Origin of the sequence: Bacillus paranthracis (assembly GCF_001883995.1) — a bacterium.
GTDB lineage: Bacteria > Bacillota > Bacilli > Bacillales > Bacillaceae_G > Bacillus_A > Bacillus_A paranthracis.
Genome location: NZ_MACE01000005.1, coordinates 126,388 through 146,638, shown reverse-complemented (window position 1 = coordinate 146,638; position 20,251 = coordinate 126,388). Strand labels below are relative to the sequence as shown.

The following is a 20,251-nucleotide window of genomic DNA, read 5'->3' as shown; positions in this document are numbered from 1 at the left end:
CGAGCTATTTTGTTATGCTTTTTTCTTTTCATCATTCGTTTTTTCGGTAGCTAAGTGACTATGCTTTCTAGAGTAGAAGAAATAGAAGCATAAGCCGACTATAAGCCAAACGGCAAAGCTAATCCATGTTGTTTTAGACAAATTGATCATTAAATATAAGCAACAAAGAATTGCGACAACTGGTAGTACAGGTACGAAAGGTGTGCGGAATCCGCGTTTTAAGTCAGGGTGTGTTTTTCGTAAAATAAGTACTGCGCAGCAAACGAATGTAAAGGCTGTTAATGTCCCGATGTTTACTAAGTTCGCTAATACATGCAGGTCTAAAAGTCCTGCTAATAAAGCGGCAACAACACCAGTAATCCACGTATTTAATAAAGGGATTTTCACTCTTTTATTTACACGTGCTAACGCTTTTGGAAGTAAACCGTCACGGCTCATCGCATACGAAACGCGAACTTGTCCATACATAACGACTAAGAGAACGGTCGTCATTCCAGTCATCGCTCCAACAGCGAGTAGTCCTGCAATTGTATCCTCGCCAACGAAATGTAAGGCAAATGCAACTGGATCAGAAACATCTAATTGTGTATAAGGAACCATACCTGTTAAAACGAAAGATACAATCATATATAAAACAGTACAAATAAGAAGGGAACCGATAATGCCAATTGGTAAATCGCGCTGTGGTTTTTTCGTTTCTTCCGCAGCAGTTGCGATTGCATCAAAGCCTAAGAAGGCGAAGAATACAGTGGCAGCTCCAGTAATAATACCGTCGTATCCGAATGGAATGAACGGCGTCCAATTTTCAGGCTTTACATATTTTGCACCTGCTACGATAAAGGCGATAATAACAGCTAGCTTGATAAGAACCATAATATTATTAATGCGTGCGCTTTCGCGTATACCAAAACTTAAAAGCCCCGTAATGATGAGTAAAATACAAACAGCTGGTAAATCGATGAGACCACCTTTTCCTACGCCAGGTGCTGAGGCGACTATGGCGGGCAGATGGACGTTAAATCCTTGTAGTAAAGATTGTAAATAACCAGACCAACCGACAGCTACTGCTGCGACTGCAAGTAAATATTCGAGCATTAAACACCATCCGACGATGAAGGCGACGACTTCACCGACTGTCATGTATGCGTAAGTATACACACTTCCTGAGACAGGAATAGAAGAAGCAAATTCAGCATAACAAAAGGCTACACAAGCACAAGTAAATGCAGCAATAAGAAATGATAGCATAATACCAGGACCAGAATGTTTCGCTGCAACAATACCTGTTAATACAAATATACCTGTCCCAATTACGGCGCCAATTCCTAAAAACGTTAAATCAAGTGCGGTTAATGTTCTCTCTAACTGCCGTGGTGATTCAGTACTAAGCGCTTTTTTTCGTAATAATGACTTCACTTTGGACTCTCCCCCCGTTTTTTCATTTCCATAACTGTGAATGTAGTATGAGCCCACTAGAAAAGAGTATGTAAGTAAATGGAGGTACAGTTATGGTGCATAGTTTTTTAAAATTGCTGGATTAATCTTAATATAATTCAGAATATTTTGTCAAATAAAAATATGACAAATAAAATGCAGATGAATAGGAGAAACTACTTGCAGGAATGGACGAGGGTTATAAATTTACTTTGGATGGAGAAAACCCACTGATCAAAGTTAAAGTAGGAGAAGATGTTATGTTATTTTATTTTGAACTTGTCGTCATTTTACTTTGTACGAAATTAGCTGGTGATATTAGCGTGAGGCTTGGCCAGCCTTCTGTACTTGGTAAATTAATTATCGGTATTATTATCGGTCCAGCTGTACTTGGTATTATAAATAGTTCTGAATTAATCGATGAATTGAGTGAGATTGGTGTTTTACTACTTATGTTTATGGCTGGACTTGAAACAGATTTAGAAGAGTTAAATCGGAATTTGAAATCGTCATTTGCAGTAGCAGCTGGTGGAATTATTTTTCCTTTCATCGGTGGTTATGTAACAGGATTGCTGTTTGGATTAATACAATCTCATGCCATTTTTTTAGGATTATTACTTTGCGCAACGTCAGTTAGTATTACAGTGCAAACGCTAAGAGATTTAGGGAAAATGAATACGAGAGAAAGTACAACGATTTTAGGTGCTGCCGTATTTGATGACGTCATCGTCGTTATTTTATTAGCGTTTGTTATGAGCTTTTTAGGAACGCAAGATGTGAATATAACACTTGTTATCGTAAAGAAAATTATCTTCTTTGTTAGCATTGTTTTTATTGCATGGAAAGTTGTTCCTTGGATTATGAAAATGCTCGTGCCGCTTCGTGTAACAGAAGCGTTAATTAGCGCGGCTCTTATTATTTGCTTCTCTTTTTCTTATTACAGTGAAATGATGGGAATTGCAGGCATTATTGGAGCATTTGCAGCCGGAATTGCCATTTCTCAAACAGAGTATAAGCACGAAGTAGAACATAAAATTGAACCGATTGCGTATGCAATATTTGTACCGGTGTTCTTCGTAAGTATCGGAATGGAAATTACATTTCAAGGTATCGGAAGCCAACTTTGGTTCATTATCATCATGACGCTTATTGCGATTTTCACAAAGTTAATTGGATCCGGTTTAGGAGCAAGACTAACAGGATTCAATCTTCAATCTTCTATTAGTATCGGTGCGGGAATGGTATCGCGTGGTGAAGTAGCACTTATCATCGCAGCGAATGGACTTACGGCGAATTTATTAGCGAAAGAAAATTTCACAGCGATTGTTATTGTTGTTATATTGACAACGATTATTACCCCGCCGCTTTTGAAGAAGTATTTTGTATAGAGAGGAAGAGCTTACCTGATGTAGGTAAGCTCTTTTTTATTGGAACAAGCAATAGTCATGTGGCATGAAAGGTTTGTAATTATGGTAAAATCTATGTATGTGATATGACAAGGAGAGGGATGTGTTTGAGGATTACGAAGGAAAAGATTATAGGTGTAATTATACTTCTTTTATTGTGCATACCATTTACTGCATGGAAAGAATCAAAACTGAAAGATTTTCCGGTTTCTATTTTCTCGGAAGAAGCAGATGGTGAGTACGATCAGAAGCTGAAATATACTGCTTTTTTACCTGATGTTGCGATTTGGATGAACGGTTGGGAAAAGAAGTGGACAGAAGGGGAAAGAACTGTTTATCAAAAAGGGAATCGCATTGTAAATGTGTTTCATCCTCCTGGCGATGATGGTTTTTACCTTCTTGAAGCAAGAGAAAATAAGTGAACGCAACCGTAAGAAGTGGAGGTTAAATAGTGAAAGCTTCAACATTACTATTTAAAATTGAAAGTAATATGGATCAATTTTCACCAGCTGAAAAAAAGGTTGCCATGTACATAATGGAGAATGCAGAGATTGTTCCGAACTTAACGACGAAAGAAGTGTCAACGAATGCAGGTGCAAGTGAAGCGAGTGTTGTTCGTTTTTGTAAGTCGATTGGGATTGGGAGCTTTAAAGCATTTAAAATCGCGCTCGTTCGTGAATTAACGATTGCTGATTATAATATTAATGATTTTTCAGTGATGAATACGGAAGATGGCCCGTACGACTTGTTTAATAAAGTTACGTATGTGAATAAAGCTGCAATTGAGGCGAGCGTGACGGCTATTGATAAGAAGGAGCTTGAGAAAGCAGCGGATCGTATTGTAAATGCGGATAAAATTATATTTTACGGAGTAGGTGGATCAGCAACTCCAGCAATGGACGGGGCTTATAAATTTACAAGACTCGGATTTACTGCAATGATGCTATCTGATTTTCATATGATGTTGCCGCTTGTGACGAATTTAAAAGAAGGCGATATATTTGTGGCGATTTCAACATCTGGTCGTACGAAAGATGTACTTGAAATGGCGCAATATGCGAAGAGACAGGGTGCAACAGTTATTGCGATTACAAAGCTTGATCAATCATCACCGTTATATAAAGAGGCGGATATTCGTCTTTGTATGCCAGATGTAGAACAAGATCATCGCATTGCAAGTATTGCTTCAAGAATGACGCAATTGAACATGATAGATGCTCTATATGTGATTACCTTTAATCGCATTGGTAATAAAGTGCTAGATCAATTTATGGATACAAGAGAAGAAGCTTTGCGATTACGGAAGCTGAAATGAAAAGATGGGGAAACCCATCTTTTTTGCATACGGACGGACATAAATTCGTCATGAAAAGAAATTAAATTTCATAAAATAATAAAGTGATATTGATTTTAAATTTCTTAAAGTTATAATGAAAGTATGAAATTAAATTTCAAAGTAGGTGGGAATATGTTAGAAAATTTATCGACAGAACATCGCAATGAGAAGACGATGAATTTAGATGAGATGAGCATAAAAGAAGTTTTGCAAAGTATGAATGAAGAAGATCGAACTGTTGCATTAGCAGTTGAAAATGAAATAGAACAAATTGAAAAGGTTGTAGGGGCTGTTATTCAATCTTTCGAAGAAGAGGGCCGATTAATTTACATTGGGGCTGGTACGAGTGGCCGTTTAGGTATTTTGGACGCAGTGGAATGTCCGCCGACATTTGGCACAGACGATAAAATGGTGCAAGGATTTATAGCAGGTGGATTGAAAGCGTTTACTAAAGCGGTAGAAGGTGCAGAAGATCGCGAAGAATTAGCAGAAGAAGATTTGAAAAGTATTGGATTAAATGAGAAAGATACAGTGATTGGAATTGCAGCAAGTGGTCGAACTCCTTATGTTATTGGTGGCTTGAAGTACGCGAATAGCGTAGGAGCGAGTACAGCTAGTATCTCCTGTAATAAAAATGCTGAAATAAGTAAATATGCAAAACTAAACGTGGAAGTAGAAACAGGCGCAGAAATTTTAACAGGATCAACGCGTTTGAAAGCTGGTACAGCGCAAAAACTAGTGCTGAATATGATTTCAACAGCTTCTATGATTGGTGTTGGAAAAGTATATAAAAATTTAATGGTAGATGTTCAATCTACAAATGAAAAGTTAATAGAACGATCAAAACGAATTATTGTGGAAGCAACAGGGGTTAGTTATGAAGTAGCAGCAGAGCATTATGAAAAAGCAGAACGTAACGTGAAAGCTGCGATTGTTATGGTGTTATTGCAGTGTGAGTATGGGGAAGCACTGGAGAAACTAAAAGAAGCAAAAGGGTTTGTGAAGAAGGCACTATAAATAATAGGGAGGGGGATTCTATTATGAGGAAAGAAGAGAGAATGGCGAAAGAAATTTCAGAGCAACTTGGGGGAATAAAAAATATTCGTGGCATCGCTCATTGTATGACGAGACTACGATTAACGCTTCATGATGAAAGTAAAGTGAACATGGACCTTTTAAAAAAGGTTGAAGGGGTTATGGGCGTTATTGAAGATGAGACGCTTCAAGTTGTCGTTGGTCCGGGAACGGTAAATAAAGTAGCAGCAGAGATGGAAGGTTTAACGGGACTGCGAATTGGTGAGGTGGCAGATCATCACCTTGAAGATCTTGGGCAAGAGATGAAGTCAGAGATGAAGAAGAAAAATAATACACCGGTGAAAAACTTTTTAAGAAAAATAGGAAGTATTTTCATTCCGTTAATTCCGGGTCTTGTTGCGTCAGGTATTATAAACGGGGTTGCTAACTTTGCGAAAAACGCAGGTGCTGATCCGAATGCAACGTGGCTACAAATGTTATTACTTATTGGCGGCGGTATCTTTACATTCTTAGGCATTTTAGTCGGCTGGAATACAGCGAAAGAGTTTGGCGGGACTCCAGTTCTTGGGGCGATTGCTGGTATTTTAATTTTCAATCCGGCGATGGCGAATGTAAAATTATTCGGTGAAGCGCTCGTACCCGGACGGGGCGGATTGTTTGCCGTTATTTTTGCAGCGTGGCTTATGGTTGTAGTGGAAAGACAAGTTCGAAAAGCTGTACCAAATGCAGTTGATATTATTGTAACGCCGCTTATTACTGTGTTAGTCGTAAGTATCGTAACGATGTTAGCAATTCAGCCGGTAGCAGGTTTCTTATCTGAAGGAATTACGAGCGGAATTAATGGTATTTTAAGTATTGGCGGAGCGTTTGCTGGGGCAGTACTTGCTGGAACATTTTTACCGCTCGTTATGGTCGGATTACATCACGGTTTAACACCGATTCATATGGAGTTTATTAATCAAACGCACGTAACGCCTTTATTACCGGTACTTGCAATGGCTGGCGCTGGGCAAGTAGGAGCAGCGATTGCTATTTTTGTAAAAACAAAAAACAAACGACTGCGTAACGTAATTAAAGGGGCATTACCAGTTGGATTTTTAGGAATTGGTGAACCGTTATTATATGGGGTTACATTACCACTGGGAAAACCGTTTCTTACAGCTTGTTTAGGAGCAGCAGTTGGCGGTGCGTTCCAAGCAGTTATGAAAACAGCTGCACTCGGAATTGGTGTATCAGGATTATCATTAATTCCGTTAATTGCTGATAATAAATATTTATTATATTTCCTTGGATTAGTAGTGGCATATACGTTCGGATTCATCTTTACGTACTTCTTCGGATTTAAAGAAGAAATGGCAGAAAACATATAGAGAAAGGGATTCCTTTCTCTTTTTCTATTTATAGAAAGGGAGATTCATATGATTGGAGTTTCAATTTACCTTGCAAAAGAACGAGTAAAGAAGCAAGAAGAGTGGCTAAAAGTAGCGAAGGAAAACGGGTTTTCATCTATTTTTACATCATTGCACATTCCTGAAGATGACCCTGGTACGTATAAAGAGCTAATTCAAATGCTTGGGAAACAAGCTCTTGAAAATAACATGGAATTAATGGTCGATGTTTCTCCAAAATCGTTACACCATTTAGGGATGACGTATGAAAATGTGGAGGATCTACTGGACTGGGGCATTACAGGCTTAAGAATGGACTACGGCATTGCGCCAAAAGAAATCGCACGCGTATCTCACAAGATGAAAGTAGCTTTAAATGCGAGCACGATTACAGATTCATTTTGGAAAGAGTTAATTACTGAAAAGATACGGGTCGAGAATGTAGAAGCGTGGCATAATTTTTACCCGCGTCCAGAAACAGGACTAGCAAAGTCCTTTTTACAAAAACAAAACCAATACTTGCATGAGTGCGGAATAAAAACGATGGCATTTATTCCAGGGGATGGGGAGAAACGGGGCCCGTTATATGAAGGCTTACCAACGTTAGAAAAGCACCGCAATATGCGCCCGCTTGAAGCGTATTTAGAACTTGTACAAGATTGTGGTGTCGATAAAGTGTTAATCGGGGATATAAGCGGAAGTGTAGAAAGTGTACAAGAGATAGCGAGTGCGAGTAGAGGGATTATTCCGCTGCGGTACAAATCGTTTATAACTGATAAAGAAGTATTAAAAATAGTGGAACGAGTGCATACAAATAGGCTGGATCCAGCCCGTGATGTCATTCGCTCAGTAGAATCGCGAGAAGAACATAAAGTGATTTTACAGCCGATGCATACAATTACAAGAAAGAAAGGCAGCATTACAATTGATAATGAATTGTACGGTAGATATGCAGGAGAGATGCAAGTTGCTATACATGATTTGCCTGCAGATGAGAAAGTGAACGTTGTTGGCATGGTTGTAGAAGAGGATATTTCTTTATTGCCGTATGTTGGCGCTGGAAAAATGTTTCAAATTTCTTGTGTAATAGAGTAAAAGCCTGAATTAGCGCTATTTTGTAAGAAAACATTATCCGTAAAAGGGATAATGTTTTTTGTTTTCTTTAAAAAAGTATTTGACGAATGAAATGAAATACCGTATTGTTTTGACTTGTAAATAAAAGTTCACCATAACAAAACAAAAAGGAGAGTTCAAAATGAATCAATACATTGGTAACTTAATTATTCGTATCGTGTTAGGAGTAACGTTCTTTGCACATGGTTTAGCGAAGTTTCAATCAGGTATCGATAACGTAGCAGGCTGGTTTACAAGCATTGGCTTACCAGGTGGTCTTGCATATGGCGTAGCAACAGTTGAATTAGTTGGTGGTATATTATTAATTATCGGTTTAGGCGTAAGATATGTAGGATTGTTATTCGCTCTTATTTTAGCTGGAGCTATCGTAAAGGTAAATGGAGCAGCAGGTTTATTAGGAGATGGAAAGAATCCAGGATATGAATTAGACCTTGCATTATTATCAATGGGTGCGTATTTATTCGTTGTAAAAGCAGAAGGATATGTAGATCGTTTTTTAAAAGAGAAAGTAATGAAAACGAAGTAGATTTTATTTATAAATTGTTGACTTGAATCATTATTGTAACTATAATAATTACAACTAATAGATTAAGAATAAAATAATTTAAATATTTTTTTGCACAAGTTGTAACTAACTTCATTACAACTTGTGCAAAAAATAAAACGGGAGGAAGTAACATGTCTAAATCAAATTTAGAAATAATTCGAAGTACATATGAAGGATCAGCTTCTTCGAATGCAAAACATTTAGCGGAAGCCCTCTCTGAAAAAGTAGAATGGACAGAGGCAGAAGGATTCCCATACGGGGGAACTTATATAGGTGTAGAAGCAATAATGGAAAATGTATTTAGCCGATTAGGATCAGAATGGGATGATTATAAAGCAAGTGTAAATACATATCATGAAGTAAGCGGAAAAGATGTAATTATTGCTGAAGGTATGTATTCAGGAGTTTATAAAGAAACGGGAAAATCATTTGAAGCAGAATTTGTTCATATATGGCAACTTGAGGACGGAAAAATTGTGAAGTTTAAGCAATATGTAGATAGTCATCTTGTTAGAGAAGCGATGAAGAGTTAATGCTTTTTAAATGGGGCGTAGGTATATGCATTACAATTATAATAATTTTCTCGTCTATAGTTGGCGGAAAGAAATTGCTTGCATATGTGGAAAAAGAAAATAAAAATATTCAAACCCAGCAAGTGGCAAACGAAAAAGAGAAGAAAGTTGCAGAAGAATCTCCGCAAGTTAGTGAAGGTGAAATTATTTCTACTATGCACAAAATGGTACACCAAAAGGTAAAATCCTCTGAAAAATGGGGATTTGTAGAAATGACAAACAAGGAAATTTCTAATGTGAAAAGAGATATTGAAGATAGCACAGATTTTCAATATAAAATGAAGTTATTTTCTATTATAAATAGATGGGAAAAAGGAGATTTTTCTCAAACTGTTGAGGAGCATAACTTTTTATGGAGCCTTCAAGGTGGAGATACTGGCAAGGCGACGGAACGTTTATCGCCAGAAGAGGAAAAGCAGTATATAAAAGAAATGAAGAGAAAATAAAAACATCGCCAACCCAGATGACGATGTTTTTTCATTAAGAATGTTTTCGCATTAAAGGTCTAACAGGCTGAACGGCAACTGTTTTGAAATGAGAAAATAAATAACATCCTGTCATAACGATCATTGTCCCTAAAATTTGAATCCACGTTAATTCTTCTCCGAGGAAAAGGAATGCTAAAATAGCTGTGAAAATGGGATTGAAGTTTAGAAAAATGCCGGATGTAGTTGCTCCTAATTTTTGTACGCCAACATTCCAAAATACCATACAAAGAACTGTGGAAATGAGTCCAGTATATAAAAGTGATGTTATAAAAGAAGTGTTGATATTTGTAACAGTGAAGCTTCCTATGTTAAATGGCAGTAATAAAATAACGCCGAAAATACCAGAGTAAAGCGTCGCCATAAGCGGTGTCGTTGTTTTTGTTGCCCATTTACTACAAACAGAATACATTCCCCAAATGCAAACAGCGGCAATCATCCATAAGTCACCACTATTAAAATGTAGTGAAAATAAAAGTGCAAAGTTACCTTTTAATAGGACAAGAATAACTCCAAAGAATGAAAGAATCATGGATAGAATTTGAAGTGTATTTACTTTTTCTTTTAGAAATAAGACAGAAAATAGTGCAATAGAAATCGCGTTTAATGTAGAAATAAGCCCTACATTTGTTGCGGATGTTTTTTCTAATGCTAAAAATTGAAAGATGTTAAAAAGAGCAACCCCTGAAATTCCCATCAATATTAACGGAAGTATTGCCGCGCGTGGTGGAATGATTTTCTTTTCTTTAAACCATACCATTGGTAATAAACAAACAATCGCAATCATCCATCTTAAACTTGTAAGTGTCATTGGAGATGCGTGATCAACAAGTGATTTTCCAACGACAAAGTTTCCTCCCCATAATAAGCTCGTTAGTAATAGTAAAAAGACATAAAAATAAGGCATATTAAAATCCCCTTTGTTGTAATCAATGTGAATTGTAAATAATTTTAGCATTTTTCTTTATTGTGTAATATATTATTTTGTATAATGGATAAAAATCGATAAAATGTTTTGCTATGAATGATATTTAAAGAAGGATGTTCAGTTTTATATAAGTTATAAGGTGTTTTTTCGAATAATCATCGGTAAGAAAAAAGGGGGAATTATAATGGAGTCGTCTGTTATTAAAGTGTTGGATGATCTAGATGTACAAATTTTAGATATATTGCAGAAGGAGTCACAAGTAAGTAATGCAGAGCTTGCACGACGTGTTAATTTATCACCAGCTGCAATGCATGCAAGAATAAAAAGATTAGATGGAGAAGGATTCATTGATAAGCAAGTAGCCATTTTAAACCAAGAAAAGCTTGGTTTTGATTTGTTATGCTTCATTTTTATGAGTACGAATATTCATCAATCGGATAAACTTGAAGTGTTGGAAAAAGAATTAGAAGCGATGCCGGAAGTGTTAGAATGTCACTGCTTAACAGGAGAGTATGATTATTTATTAAAGGTTGCAAATCGTGATCGTAAAGAATTAGAGCAGTTTATTAGAAAGCTAAATAAGCTTGGTATTACAAAGATACAGACGAGTTTAGCACTTCGAGAAATTAAATATTCGACCGTATTACCGATACGAAATGAGGAACCGAGCATCGATTAGATTGCTTGGTTTTTGTTTGTATAAAGTGATTGACGAGAAGAAAAGAGAGATGTATTATTATATAAAATTATGTATTAAAATTCATTTTGAGTTATAAATATTAATATCGGGGGCAAGGGGATAGCATATGAAAATCTGTAATGCAGTTACGAGTGATGTGAAAGACATTTATAGTCTCATTGAAGTTTATGCAAAAGAGGGAGTGGTTTTACCGCGTTCTCTTTTGTCTCTCTATCAATATTTACAATGTTTGTATGTTGTGAAAGAAGAGGGGGAAATCGTCGGAGTTGCTGGTTTACATGTATTAGGGGAGGACCTTGCAGAAGTACGATCGTTAGTCGTTTCGCATACATATGCAGGGAAAGGTATCGGACGTATGTTAGTAAACCATGTAATAAATGAGGCGGCGAAAATAAAAGTGAGTAGAGTTATTTCTTTAACATATGAAACGGAATTTTTTCAAAAGTGCGGGTTTGTTTTTGTGAATAGAGAGACGTTACCAGAGAAGGTATGGATTGATTGTAGACATTGTCCAAAGGTAGATTATTGTGATGAGGTGGCGATGATTCGGTATGTTGGGTGAAGTTTTCAGGGAGAAAAAGGCCCATTCTTATTTATGTAATAGTGGGCATCTATATTTTAGTCAAAAATGAAATGTTGTTAAGAACTTTAATTAGTTTTGCATACTGCAAAATTCAAATACATGATATATATAAACAAAGAAGAGCCTGATATGGCTCTCAGGCTCTTCCCTCAATAGCAAAGAGTAAGTCTTTTAATTACTCTTCTCCTACATAATACACAATATGTATTTGGATGTGTAGAACAAGAAATTCCAATATAATTATTTGAATATAGTGTTTAAAAATAAAAACTATATATTTTAAATAAGGAATTAAATTACAAATGTTGATTTAATACATAATAGAAACTCGTTTATATAAAATGCTGGTTAATAAAGTGATATTGCGATAATGAAATATGAAATATTGCATATCGAATTGTAGAACAAAAAAGTGAAATGACAATTGAGTGAAAATGCTATTTTGTAGAAAAGGATGTGTAGTTTGAAATCTGAAGAAGCTAAACATCTCATTATTGATTTAGAGCGAAGAAAATCAGATTTAAAAAGAATTCAAAATGGCTTTTCGGGAATTTATAGAGAGGAATATCGTGACAGTATTGCATAAGTAAATATTTATTTTGAATCAAGTGAATATGCGATTGAATGAGATTATGAAAGATGAAAATAAAAAGAGCAGCTAGCACAAGCTCACTGCTCCATTCAAGGGATCTCTCCAAGGGGGAGTGGAGAAAATATTATGTTACTAGCAGTATTGACAGATTATTAGGAAATATACAAATCGGATGAAAGAAATTTTAAATAAACTTTCGGCATTGACAGTTTTTAAAATATTCATGTACAATATATATGAATGACATTCAGTCATTTCTTCTTTGGAAGGATGTAGTTAGTTTGAAAACGGAATAAATATAAATGGTAAATGAGGATGATAGTTGTTTTTATATAGTATTGATGAAAGAGTATATTTTTTTAAAATAAAAATGACTGATAGTCAGTCATAAGAGGTGAGAGGTATGAAGAATAGAGCTTGGTTATATGTCATATTAACATGTATCTTTGAAATTTTTTGGGTATTTGGTTTTAATACGGCCGATACTTGGTGGCATTGGATTATTATTTTAGGCGTTATCGCTGTTGATTTTCACTTTCTTTCTAAAGCGTGTGAGCATCTTGCAACAGGGACTGTATATGCTGTTTTTGCCGGAGCTGGTACGGTAGGTACTTTCTTAATGGATGTATTCCTTTTCGGCGGGAGTTTCAGTGTAGGAAAATTATTCTTTATCGTGATGGTTGTAGCTGGCGTTATCGGTTTAAAGCTAGCTGATAATAAAGAAGATACTATGGAAGGAGCTGCTTAAAGATGGGTTGGTTTTTCGTATTTTGTGCTGCAATTAGTGAAATAGTCGGTGTAATCGGTCTTAAAATGTATAGTAAAGATAAAACATTAGCAAATGGGGCTCTTTATATAGGTGGGTTTGCTACATCCTTTGCATTCTTGTATACATCTTTCTTATTTTTACAAGTAAGTGTCGCGTATGCGGTTTGGATTGGTATTGGAACAGCAGGTGCCGTTTTATTAAACATGTTCTTGTTTGGTGAGTCGAAAAGTAAAGCACGTATCATTAGTGTGGCTCTTATTGTATGCGGCGTGACAGGGTTAAAGGCTCTTTCTTAAAGGTATTTGGCATTTTTATCTCCTAATTTTTTGTTAGGAGATTTTATTATGAAAAAAATGATTTCCTCGCAAAGTTCACTATCATTGACAGTACAATCGATTATCTTATAAAATGAGTGACAGTCATTCAATACGCGTGTGAAAGGGTTTAGATGATGAATAAAAAAGAGAAAATTGTCTATGCAGCGATTGAAGTGTTTCAGGAAAAGGGCGTTGAAAAAACGAAGATTTCTGATATCGTGAAATTAGCTGGCATTGCACAAGGAACTTTCTATTTATATTTTCCTTCTAAGTTATCTGTTATGCCTGCAATAGCAGAAGTGATGGTTGAAAAGATGATACTTGCAGTAAAAGAAAAAGTGCAAAACGATGCGCCTTTCTCAAGTAAAGTAACGCAAGTAATAGATGCGGTGTTTCACTTCATAGAGGAATATCGTGAAATACAAGCTTTAATGTATGCGGGTCTTGCATCTACAGAACATATAAAAGAATGGGAAGCTGTGTATGAGCCTCTTTATATGTGGCTAAGTGAATTTTTAGGTGAGGCGAAAGAAGCGGGTGAAATTCGTGATTCGGTTCACGCAGAGCGAACGGCGAAGTTATTTATCGCTCTAGTTGAATCAGCAGCGGAGCAAGTGTATTTATATGATCATAAAGATGATGAGCAAGTCGAGTTACAAAAGGCAGAAGTACTAGATTTTTTAACACATGCATTACATATAAAGAAATAGTGAGATGAACCTGTCTGAAAAGGTAGGTTCATTTTTGAGGAAAACTGAATGATAGTCATTCACCTAATGCGTATGTATGTGTGGAAGGATACAGTGAAATTCTAACGAGTAGGGGCATTTCTACTCATGATTAGCCCACAAATAGCAGGATAAAGAAAAAGCTTCTTGGGTATTATTTTTTTGAGGGGAGCTTACGGGAAGAGGTGTTAAAAGTGAAGAAACCGATAAAAGAACAAAAGATGGTACTGGTCATTCTTTTGAGTAATATATTTATCGCTTTTTTAGGGATTGGATTAATCATTCCGGTTATGCCGTCCTTTATGAATGATATGGGTTTAACAGGTAAGACGATGGGATATCTCGTTGCAGTGTTTGCAATGGCTCAGCTTATTGCTTCACCTATTACAGGCCGGTGGGTCGACCTTTATGGTAGGAAGAAAATGATAATCATTGGATTATTTATTTTTGGTGTTTCAGAGCTTCTGTTTGGATTAGGAACAGATGTATGGATGCTCTATGCAGCGAGGGTGTTAGGCGGAATTAGTGCTGCGTTTATTATGCCTGGTGTTACGGCATATGTTGCGGATATTACATCTATACAGGAACGTCCAAAGGCGATGGGATATTTATCTGCTGCTATTAGTACCGGCTTTATTATAGGACCTGGAATCGGCGGATTTATTGCAGAATACGGTATACGTGTGCCGTTTTTCGTTGCAGCAGCAATTGCTTTTATAGCATGTGTCATTTCGATCTTTATTTTAAAAGAACCGTTAACGAAAGAAGAGCTTGCAGAGATTTCTTCTAATACGAAAGAATCAAGCTTTATTGGTGATTTAAAGAAATCATTACATCCAATGTATGCAATTGCATTTATCATCGTATTTGTACTTGCGTTCGGTTTATCGGCGTATGAAACGGTGTTCAGTCTGTTTTCTGATCATAAGTTTGGATTCACACCGAAAGATATCGCGGCAATTATTACAATTAGTTCAATCTTTGGGGTAGTTGTGCAAGTATTTATGTTTGGAAAATTAGTTGATATGTTCGGTGAAAAAGTGTTAATTCAAATCTGTTTAATTGTAGGTGCAGTATTAGCGTTCATTTCAACTGTAGTCTTTAATTATTGGATTGTACTTCTCGTTACGTGCTTCATTTTCCTTGCATTTGATTTACTTCGTCCAGCTTTAACGACGTTTTTATCAAAAGCAGCTGGAAAAGAGCAAGGATTCGTTGCTGGTATGAACTCGACTTATACGAGTTTAGGAAATATAGCAGGACCAGCGATGGGCGGAATATTATTTGATATGAACATTCATTATCCATATGCATTTTCAGGAGTTGTCTTAATAGTGGGTCTCGCTATTACATTTATGTGGAGAGAGAAACAGTTAGCTGAAAGTTTTGCGAAGTAATCAAACCCCTTACAACGGTAAGGGGTTTTTGTTTTATAAACTTAATCCAAACCGTTTTAATTCAATAAATATCCCCTCTAATTGCTTTCCTTTATCCGTTAATGTGTACTCTACACGAGGCGGAACTTCTGGATATACTTTTCTCGTTATAATGCCTTGAGACTCTAATTCTTTTAGTCGAAGCGATAATGTTTTCGGGCTAATCCCGTCCATTGATTTTTGTAAATCACTAAAGCGTAATGTTTCTTCGATAAGAAGGTCGCGAATGATTAAAAACGTCCATTTCGTACGAATTACATCAAGCGTTTTAGCGATAGGACAAGGTATGCCAGGTAAACCTTTCGTTAATTCAACTGGATCTATATTGTTCATGGAACTAGCCTCACCGCCATCAACCTAAGAAATGCAAATACCCTCAAAACGAAAAATGAATATTTTATTACAAGTTAGTACAAAATTTCGTTCTGGGGGTACTATAAAATTTTAGCTGAATAACGATGTGGTGGGACCAAAAAAATGCGTTTTAGTCTTTAAACACGCTCAGTTTTTCAAATAGATCTCCCAGGATATTGATAAACATTTCTTTTTCCTCATCGCTGTAGTTTTCCATTACCGCAGAGATTTTACTGAAATGACCGGGTAGAAATTGTTTCAGTTGTTCTTTTCCCTCTTTTGTCAGTTCAATGCTGATTTTTCGTTTATCCTTATTTTGATGCGTGCGGCTGACAAAACCGTCCCTCACCAGCCCGTCCAGCAAACCTGTAATCGTTGCTTTCGTAACGTTTGATTGCTTTGCAAGTTCTGTCGGACTTAACGAGTGGTCTTTTGCGTCGAAGAGTAGCATCAGGATTTTGAATTTTCCTTCAGACAGCCCTCTGCCTGCAAAGTAACGCTCCATCACATGATTCATTTTTTTTGATATATCAAATAGAGATAAAAACAATTCAAGAGAACTGGCATCTATATTGGAATACGTCTCGGTGTGTTCTGTTAAATATTTATATTTAGGTAAATGTTTTAATTCCATTAAAATAAGCTCCCGTTCGTTAGTTATGACACGATTATAAAGGAGTTAATATCATAATACAACCTGACTTAAAGATGATTGACAATTTTTCTGAGGATGTAGTAAAGTAATGTAGTTAGGTGCCTAACTATTTTTAAAAGAACTAAAAGGGGTTATTTATATGAAACATATTTTGATAGCTGGTGGGGGAATTGGCGGATTGTCAGCGTCTATTTCCCTTAGTAAAGTAGGGTTTTCTGTTACCTTGTGCGAGGCGGCTTTAGAAAATCGCAAAACCGGTGCGGGGATTCTTATGCCGCAAAACGCACTGGCTGTCTTGAAAGAATTGGATGTATTTGAAGAGTGTTGTGAACATGGCTTTCAAACAAAATGGCTGAAAACATTTGATGCACAGGGGAATCTGCAGTTTCAAGTCAGTGAATCCTTTTTAGACGACACACTTCCAGGGCGCAATAATATCCCGCGAAAAACATTAAGTGATATTCTCATCAAGCATGCTGATGCAGCGGGTGTAGATATCAAGTGGGGGAAAAAGGTTGTTGCTTATGAAGAAAGGGCTGAATCGGTCTCTGCCATATTTGACGACGGAGAAAAGATAAAGGCTGATATTTTAGTAGGTTTTGACGGCATTCATTCAACTGTAAGGAATATGATGCTGCAAAAGGAAATAGAAAAAGAGCATCTCGGTATGGGAGCGTGGCGATTTTATTTCGAGCTTCCTGATTACAAATTTGAGGATTCGTCATTGATGTATATAAGCGGAGAAACGCAAATCGGCGTCGTACCATTAGCTGAACGCGCCGGCTATGTCTTTGTGCTCCAGCCTTGCGCCAGCGATTACTGGGATGAGGAAGATACCCGGTTTAATAGAGTCAAAGAGATTCTCTTAGGCTTTCCGGGACTTGATTTTATTACAAAGCATATGTCAAAAGATTACCCTGTTATTTTTAACAAATTGGAACAAGTCGCAGTGCAAGAGCCATGGTACAAAGGCCGCGTCGTCATTGGAGGAGACGCCGCCCACGTCGGAGCTCCGACTCTTGCGCAAGGAGGCGCCATGGCTATTGAGGATGCAATCGTTCTCGCCGAAGAGCTCAAAAACAATAATGACATTGAAGCAGCCTTTCAGGCATACTTCGAAAGAAGAGCACCAAGAGCGCTCAAAGTCCAGAATCTATCCTCAGAAATCGTTCGCCGTAGGCTGAAAGGCCAGACGGGAATAGAAGAGCTGATTTGGGAGTGCCACGAGGTGTTAAGGAAAGGTTATTAAAATCGAAAATTCAAATAAAAGAATTAGGTAAGAGAGAGGAAGACAATTTAATATGGGGAATCAACAAACAACAGCAGAGAACTCTAACATCAGAGCTCTCCCGATTATTACGTCATTTCTTATTGCTGGATTTATCGGCTTGTTTAGTGAAACAGCCTTAAATATGGCGTTAAAAGATTTAATTACAGGTTTTGATATTCTAGAGACAACAGCACAGTGGCTGACAACCGGCTACTTATTAACATTAGGAATTCTTGTGCCAATTTCAGGTTTAATTCTTCAATGGTTTACAACAAGACAGCTTTTTATCGCATCTCTTGTATTCTCCATTATCGGAACATTAATTGGAGCTATTGCACCAACATTTAGCGTATTAATGATTGCCCGCATTGTACAAGCAGTAGGAACAGCTTTACTTTTACCACTTATGTTTAACACCATTCTTGTTATTATTCCACCACATAAGCGTGGAAGAGCTATGGGAATTATCGGGCTTGTCATTATGTTTGCTCCAGCTGTTGGACCAACCGTCTCAGGGTTGATTCTAAAAACGTTAACGTGGCACTGGATTTTTTGGATTTCACTCCCATTATTAATTATCGCATTAGTATTTGGTACATTCTTCATGCAAAACGTAACAAAACTAACAAAGCCAAGAATCGATATTTTCTCAATCATTCTTTCAACAATTGGTTTTGGCGGTATCGTATTTGGTTTCAGTAGCGCTGGAGAAAGTGGAGGCTGGGGAAGCTCACACGTTATTCTTTCTCTTGTTATTGGAGTCGTTGGATTAATTGCATTTTCCCTTCGTCAAATGAAGATGGATGAGCCAATGTTAGACCTTAAGGCTTTTAAATATCCAATGTTCGTTATTGGACTTCTCTTAATTTTAGTATGCATGATGGTGCTGCTTTGTACGATGATGATTTTACCATTATACTTACAAACATCATTAGCGTTATCAACGTTTGCAGCGGGTCTTATGCTTCTACCGGGAGGAATTATTAATGGAATTCTTTCGCCTGTTATGGGGGGATTATTTGACCGTTTTGGTCCTAAATGGCTAGTTATTCCTGGACTTGTCATTGTAGCATGTGCACTGTATGGTTTCTCAACTTTAACATTGGAAACATCTACAGGATTTATTGTTGCACTACACATTGCACTTATGGTTGGGATTTCAATGATTATGATGCCAGCTCAAACAAACGGATTAAATCAGCTGCCACCTGAACTATACCCGCATGGAACAGCGATTATGAACACCTTACAACAAGTTGCTGGTGCTATTGGAACAGCTGTTGGAATTTCAATTCTTTCCTCAGGTTCAAGAAGCTTCCTTCAGACAGTATCTGATAAAGAAAATCCATTAAACCAAGTTCTGGCCTTTACAAACGGTGTTCAAAATACCTTTATCTTTGCTATCATTGTAGTAATTGTTGGATTAATAATCTCGTTCTTTATTAAAAGAGTCAATGTTGAACAGCGTGCATAATAATAAAAAAGTACTGGCATTGCCAGTACTTTTTTATCTCTATAAGACTTAGTGACAGAGGAGCTACTCTCTTCATAGACTCTTTCTCTTATTTTTTACTATATGCTATATAAAATCCTCATATATATTTAAACTTCTGTTTTTTGTAATGCTCGCTTTAATGCACCGATATATTCTTCCTCAGCTCTTTGGCTAATTTCAGCATTGGGCACTATTAATTCGAATCCATGGTAGCCACCAGGATAAACATGAAATTCTGTTGGTACTCCAGCTTGCATTAATCTATTCGCATATTCAATTGTCTCGTCTCGGAATAAGTCTATTTCACCCACCATTGTATAAGTTGGTGGAAGTCCTGTAAGGTCAGTTGCACGAGCTGGAGCAGCGTATGGGGATACCTCTTCACCGTAAACTGAACCTAAATACATTTTCCACCCAGAGATATTAGTTTTTCTGTTCCATAATTTTGAATCCGTTATCTCAAAAGCAGAAGGTTTTATATTACGATCATCAATCATAGGGCATAGTGGCATTTGGAATATAATTGAAGGTCCCTTTCTATCCCTTGCTAAAAGGGCAAGGGCTGCTGTTAGTCCACCTCCCGCACTCATTCCGGCAATTGCAATTCGAGAAGAATCGACACCAAGATCTTCCGAATTATTAGAAACCCACTGTAAAGCTGCATAGCAGTCCTCAAGTGGTGCAGGGAATGGATTTTCCGGTGCTAATCGATAGTCAACCGAAACCACTATACAGTTGGCTTCCAATACGAACTTTTCACAAAGTTTGTCATCCATTTCGGGTGATCCCACTTGATATCCACCACCGTGTATCCAAAGGACCCCAGGTAAAGCTTTTGTTTTTTTAGTTGGCTCATAAATGCGAACTCTAACTTCAGGCGCTCTTTCAGGCCCAGGTATAAATCGATTAGATACAGTAACTTCATCATTCGATGATAGAACTGTTGCAGTAAAAGATTCTTTAGCCCATTTCCTATATTGTTGGAAATTTTCCGGACTATTATCTACTTCAGGTAATACAGAAAACATTTCTCTTAATTCTGGATGAACTCTATTCTTCATTAAAAATTCTCCTTTATTATGAAATT

Annotated in this window: 23 protein-coding genes; 18 read left to right on the top strand and 5 right to left on the bottom strand. The window is 36.9% G+C overall.

All coding sequences use genetic code 11. The features are described 5' to 3' along the window. Positions 1–12 precede the first annotated feature (12 nt). Positions 13–1,416, bottom strand: a complete 1,404-nt coding sequence (bcaP, locus tag BAQ46_RS01220; protein ID WP_000838731.1) for a branched-chain amino acid transporter BcaP — start codon at positions 1,414–1,416, stop codon at positions 13–15. Between the two features lie 278 nt (positions 1,417–1,694). Here bcaP and BAQ46_RS01215 point away from each other — a divergent pair, with 278 nt between their 5' ends. The 9 genes from BAQ46_RS01215 (at position 1,695) to BAQ46_RS01175 (ending at position 9,298) form a co-directional block, all read left to right on the top strand. Then, positions 1,695–2,822: a cation:proton antiporter gene (locus tag BAQ46_RS01215; RefSeq protein ID WP_000899800.1), complete on the top strand. Its 1,128-nt coding sequence runs from the start codon at positions 1,695–1,697 to the stop codon at positions 2,820–2,822. A gap of 125 nt (positions 2,823–2,947) precedes the next feature. Then, the gene (locus BAQ46_RS01210; protein ID WP_071741523.1) at positions 2,948–3,262 is read left to right on the top strand and encodes an outer surface protein; all 315 of its coding nucleotides are present in this window, start codon (positions 2,948–2,950) and stop codon (positions 3,260–3,262) included. Positions 3,263–3,291: 29 nt separating this feature from the next. Next, positions 3,292–4,155, top strand: a complete 864-nt coding sequence (locus BAQ46_RS01205) for a MurR/RpiR family transcriptional regulator (RefSeq protein WP_000648162.1) — start codon at positions 3,292–3,294, stop codon at positions 4,153–4,155. A gap of 153 nt (positions 4,156–4,308) precedes the next feature. Continuing rightward, positions 4,309–5,193, top strand: a complete 885-nt coding sequence (gene murQ, locus BAQ46_RS01200; protein WP_000892362.1) for an N-acetylmuramic acid 6-phosphate etherase — start codon at positions 4,309–4,311, stop codon at positions 5,191–5,193. A 23-nt stretch (positions 5,194–5,216) separates the two neighbouring features. Further along, positions 5,217–6,581: a PTS transporter subunit EIIC gene (locus BAQ46_RS01195; RefSeq protein WP_061131373.1), complete on the top strand. Its 1,365-nt coding sequence runs from the start codon at positions 5,217–5,219 to the stop codon at positions 6,579–6,581. Positions 6,582–6,629: 48 nt separating this feature from the next. Next, the gene (locus BAQ46_RS01190; RefSeq protein ID WP_061131374.1) at positions 6,630–7,694 is read left to right on the top strand and encodes a DUF871 domain-containing protein; all 1,065 of its coding nucleotides are present in this window, start codon (positions 6,630–6,632) and stop codon (positions 7,692–7,694) included. 160 nt (positions 7,695–7,854) lie between these two features. Continuing rightward, on the top strand, positions 7,855–8,259 hold the full coding sequence (locus tag BAQ46_RS01185; RefSeq protein ID WP_001077751.1) for a DoxX family protein: 405 nt from the start codon (positions 7,855–7,857) through the stop codon (positions 8,257–8,259). Positions 8,260–8,411: 152 nt separating this feature from the next. Next, a complete protein-coding gene (locus tag BAQ46_RS01180; protein WP_061131375.1) occupies positions 8,412–8,813 on the top strand; it encodes a nuclear transport factor 2 family protein in 402 nt (133 codons plus the stop codon). Then, positions 8,813–9,298, top strand: coding sequence for a PRK06770 family protein (locus tag BAQ46_RS01175; RefSeq protein WP_071741522.1), 486 nt, complete (start codon positions 8,813–8,815; stop codon positions 9,296–9,298). The genes BAQ46_RS01180 and BAQ46_RS01175 overlap by 1 nt, the downstream gene beginning before the upstream one ends. Positions 9,299–9,332: 34 nt before the next feature. Here BAQ46_RS01175 and BAQ46_RS01170 read toward each other — a convergent pair whose 3' ends face one another. Then, positions 9,333–10,244: a DMT family transporter gene (locus tag BAQ46_RS01170; protein WP_071741521.1), complete on the bottom strand. Its 912-nt coding sequence runs from the start codon at positions 10,242–10,244 to the stop codon at positions 9,333–9,335. Between the two features lie 205 nt (positions 10,245–10,449). Between BAQ46_RS01170 and BAQ46_RS01165 the strand changes: the two genes are divergently transcribed. The 7 genes from BAQ46_RS01165 to BAQ46_RS01140 all read left to right on the top strand — a co-directional run bounded on the left by BAQ46_RS01165 (position 10,450) and on the right by BAQ46_RS01140 (position 15,351). Further along, the gene (locus BAQ46_RS01165) at positions 10,450–10,944 is read left to right on the top strand and encodes an Lrp/AsnC family transcriptional regulator (RefSeq protein ID WP_000446103.1); all 495 of its coding nucleotides are present in this window, start codon (positions 10,450–10,452) and stop codon (positions 10,942–10,944) included. Positions 10,945–11,071: 127 nt separating this feature from the next. After that, on the top strand, positions 11,072–11,527 hold the full coding sequence (locus BAQ46_RS01160) for an N-acetyltransferase (protein ID WP_061131378.1): 456 nt from the start codon (positions 11,072–11,074) through the stop codon (positions 11,525–11,527). A 484-nt stretch (positions 11,528–12,011) separates the two neighbouring features. Continuing rightward, entirely contained in the window at positions 12,012–12,134 is a 123-nt protein-coding gene (locus BAQ46_RS31330) for a hypothetical protein (RefSeq protein WP_255285330.1), read from the top strand. 409 nt (positions 12,135–12,543) lie between these two features. Continuing rightward, on the top strand, positions 12,544–12,888 hold the full coding sequence (locus BAQ46_RS01155; RefSeq protein WP_061131379.1) for a DMT family transporter: 345 nt from the start codon (positions 12,544–12,546) through the stop codon (positions 12,886–12,888). A gap of 2 nt (positions 12,889–12,890) precedes the next feature. Beyond that, on the top strand, positions 12,891–13,205 hold the full coding sequence (locus BAQ46_RS01150; RefSeq protein WP_000539674.1) for a DMT family transporter: 315 nt from the start codon (positions 12,891–12,893) through the stop codon (positions 13,203–13,205). 152 nt (positions 13,206–13,357) lie between these two features. Beyond that, positions 13,358–13,936 (top strand): TetR/AcrR family transcriptional regulator, encoded by a 579-nt coding sequence (locus tag BAQ46_RS01145; RefSeq protein WP_061131380.1) that lies wholly within the window; start codon positions 13,358–13,360, stop codon positions 13,934–13,936. 212 nt (positions 13,937–14,148) lie between these two features. After that, a complete protein-coding gene (locus tag BAQ46_RS01140) occupies positions 14,149–15,351 on the top strand; it encodes an MFS transporter (protein ID WP_000742938.1) in 1,203 nt (400 codons plus the stop codon). 33 nt (positions 15,352–15,384) lie between these two features. On the opposite strand, the gene BAQ46_RS01135 is transcribed toward BAQ46_RS01140, so the two are convergent. Both BAQ46_RS01135 and yetL read right to left on the bottom strand, forming a co-directional pair. Then, positions 15,385–15,723: a winged helix-turn-helix transcriptional regulator gene (locus tag BAQ46_RS01135; protein ID WP_071741520.1), complete on the bottom strand. Its 339-nt coding sequence runs from the start codon at positions 15,721–15,723 to the stop codon at positions 15,385–15,387. Between the two features lie 151 nt (positions 15,724–15,874). Continuing rightward, positions 15,875–16,378, bottom strand: a complete 504-nt coding sequence (gene yetL / locus BAQ46_RS01130) for a transcriptional regulator YetL (protein WP_000420689.1) — start codon at positions 16,376–16,378, stop codon at positions 15,875–15,877. Positions 16,379–16,538: 160 nt separating this feature from the next. On the opposite strand from yetL, the gene BAQ46_RS01125 reads away from it, so the two are divergent. Then, positions 16,539–17,648, top strand: coding sequence for an FAD-dependent oxidoreductase (locus tag BAQ46_RS01125; protein ID WP_000680551.1), 1,110 nt, complete (start codon positions 16,539–16,541; stop codon positions 17,646–17,648). 52 nt (positions 17,649–17,700) lie between these two features. Continuing rightward, the gene (locus BAQ46_RS01120) at positions 17,701–19,143 is read left to right on the top strand and encodes a DHA2 family efflux MFS transporter permease subunit (protein ID WP_000528112.1); all 1,443 of its coding nucleotides are present in this window, start codon (positions 17,701–17,703) and stop codon (positions 19,141–19,143) included. Between the two features lie 128 nt (positions 19,144–19,271). Here the strand turns inward: BAQ46_RS01120 and BAQ46_RS01115 are convergent, their stop codons facing one another. Beyond that, a complete protein-coding gene (locus BAQ46_RS01115; RefSeq protein WP_000797638.1) occupies positions 19,272–20,225 on the bottom strand; it encodes an alpha/beta hydrolase in 954 nt (317 codons plus the stop codon). Between the last annotated feature and the right edge of the window lie 26 nt (positions 20,226–20,251).

What these genes read in the sequence shown, in the direction of transcription:
- BAQ46_RS01215 (WP_000899800.1), top strand. Translation starts at nt 1,695, where the DNA reads ATGTTATTTTATTTTGAACTTGTCGTCATTTTACTTTGTACGAAATTA.
- murQ (WP_000892362.1), top strand. Translation starts at nt 4,309, where the DNA reads ATGTTAGAAAATTTATCGACAGAACATCGCAATGAGAAGACGATGAAT.
- BAQ46_RS01195 (WP_061131373.1), top strand. Translation starts at nt 5,217, where the DNA reads ATGAGGAAAGAAGAGAGAATGGCGAAAGAAATTTCAGAGCAACTTGGG.
- BAQ46_RS01190 (WP_061131374.1), top strand. Translation starts at nt 6,630, where the DNA reads ATGATTGGAGTTTCAATTTACCTTGCAAAAGAACGAGTAAAGAAGCAA.
- BAQ46_RS01185 (WP_001077751.1), top strand. Translation starts at nt 7,855, where the DNA reads ATGAATCAATACATTGGTAACTTAATTATTCGTATCGTGTTAGGAGTA.
- BAQ46_RS01180 (WP_061131375.1), top strand. Translation starts at nt 8,412, where the DNA reads ATGTCTAAATCAAATTTAGAAATAATTCGAAGTACATATGAAGGATCA.
- BAQ46_RS01175 (WP_071741522.1), top strand. Translation starts at nt 8,813, where the DNA reads ATGCTTTTTAAATGGGGCGTAGGTATATGCATTACAATTATAATAATT.
- BAQ46_RS01170 (WP_071741521.1), bottom strand. Translation starts at nt 10,244, where the DNA reads ATGCCTTATTTTTATGTCTTTTTACTATTACTAACGAGCTTATTATGG.
- BAQ46_RS01165 (WP_000446103.1), top strand. Translation starts at nt 10,450, where the DNA reads ATGGAGTCGTCTGTTATTAAAGTGTTGGATGATCTAGATGTACAAATT.
- BAQ46_RS01160 (WP_061131378.1), top strand. Translation starts at nt 11,072, where the DNA reads ATGAAAATCTGTAATGCAGTTACGAGTGATGTGAAAGACATTTATAGT.
- BAQ46_RS01155 (WP_061131379.1), top strand. Translation starts at nt 12,544, where the DNA reads ATGAAGAATAGAGCTTGGTTATATGTCATATTAACATGTATCTTTGAA.
- BAQ46_RS01150 (WP_000539674.1), top strand. Translation starts at nt 12,891, where the DNA reads ATGGGTTGGTTTTTCGTATTTTGTGCTGCAATTAGTGAAATAGTCGGT.
- BAQ46_RS01145 (WP_061131380.1), top strand. Translation starts at nt 13,358, where the DNA reads ATGATGAATAAAAAAGAGAAAATTGTCTATGCAGCGATTGAAGTGTTT.
- BAQ46_RS01135 (WP_071741520.1), bottom strand. Translation starts at nt 15,723, where the DNA reads ATGAACAATATAGATCCAGTTGAATTAACGAAAGGTTTACCTGGCATA.
- yetL (WP_000420689.1), bottom strand. Translation starts at nt 16,378, where the DNA reads ATGGAATTAAAACATTTACCTAAATATAAATATTTAACAGAACACACC.
- BAQ46_RS01125 (WP_000680551.1), top strand. Translation starts at nt 16,539, where the DNA reads ATGAAACATATTTTGATAGCTGGTGGGGGAATTGGCGGATTGTCAGCG.
- BAQ46_RS01120 (WP_000528112.1), top strand. Translation starts at nt 17,701, where the DNA reads ATGGGGAATCAACAAACAACAGCAGAGAACTCTAACATCAGAGCTCTC.
- BAQ46_RS01115 (WP_000797638.1), bottom strand. Translation starts at nt 20,225, where the DNA reads ATGAAGAATAGAGTTCATCCAGAATTAAGAGAAATGTTTTCTGTATTA.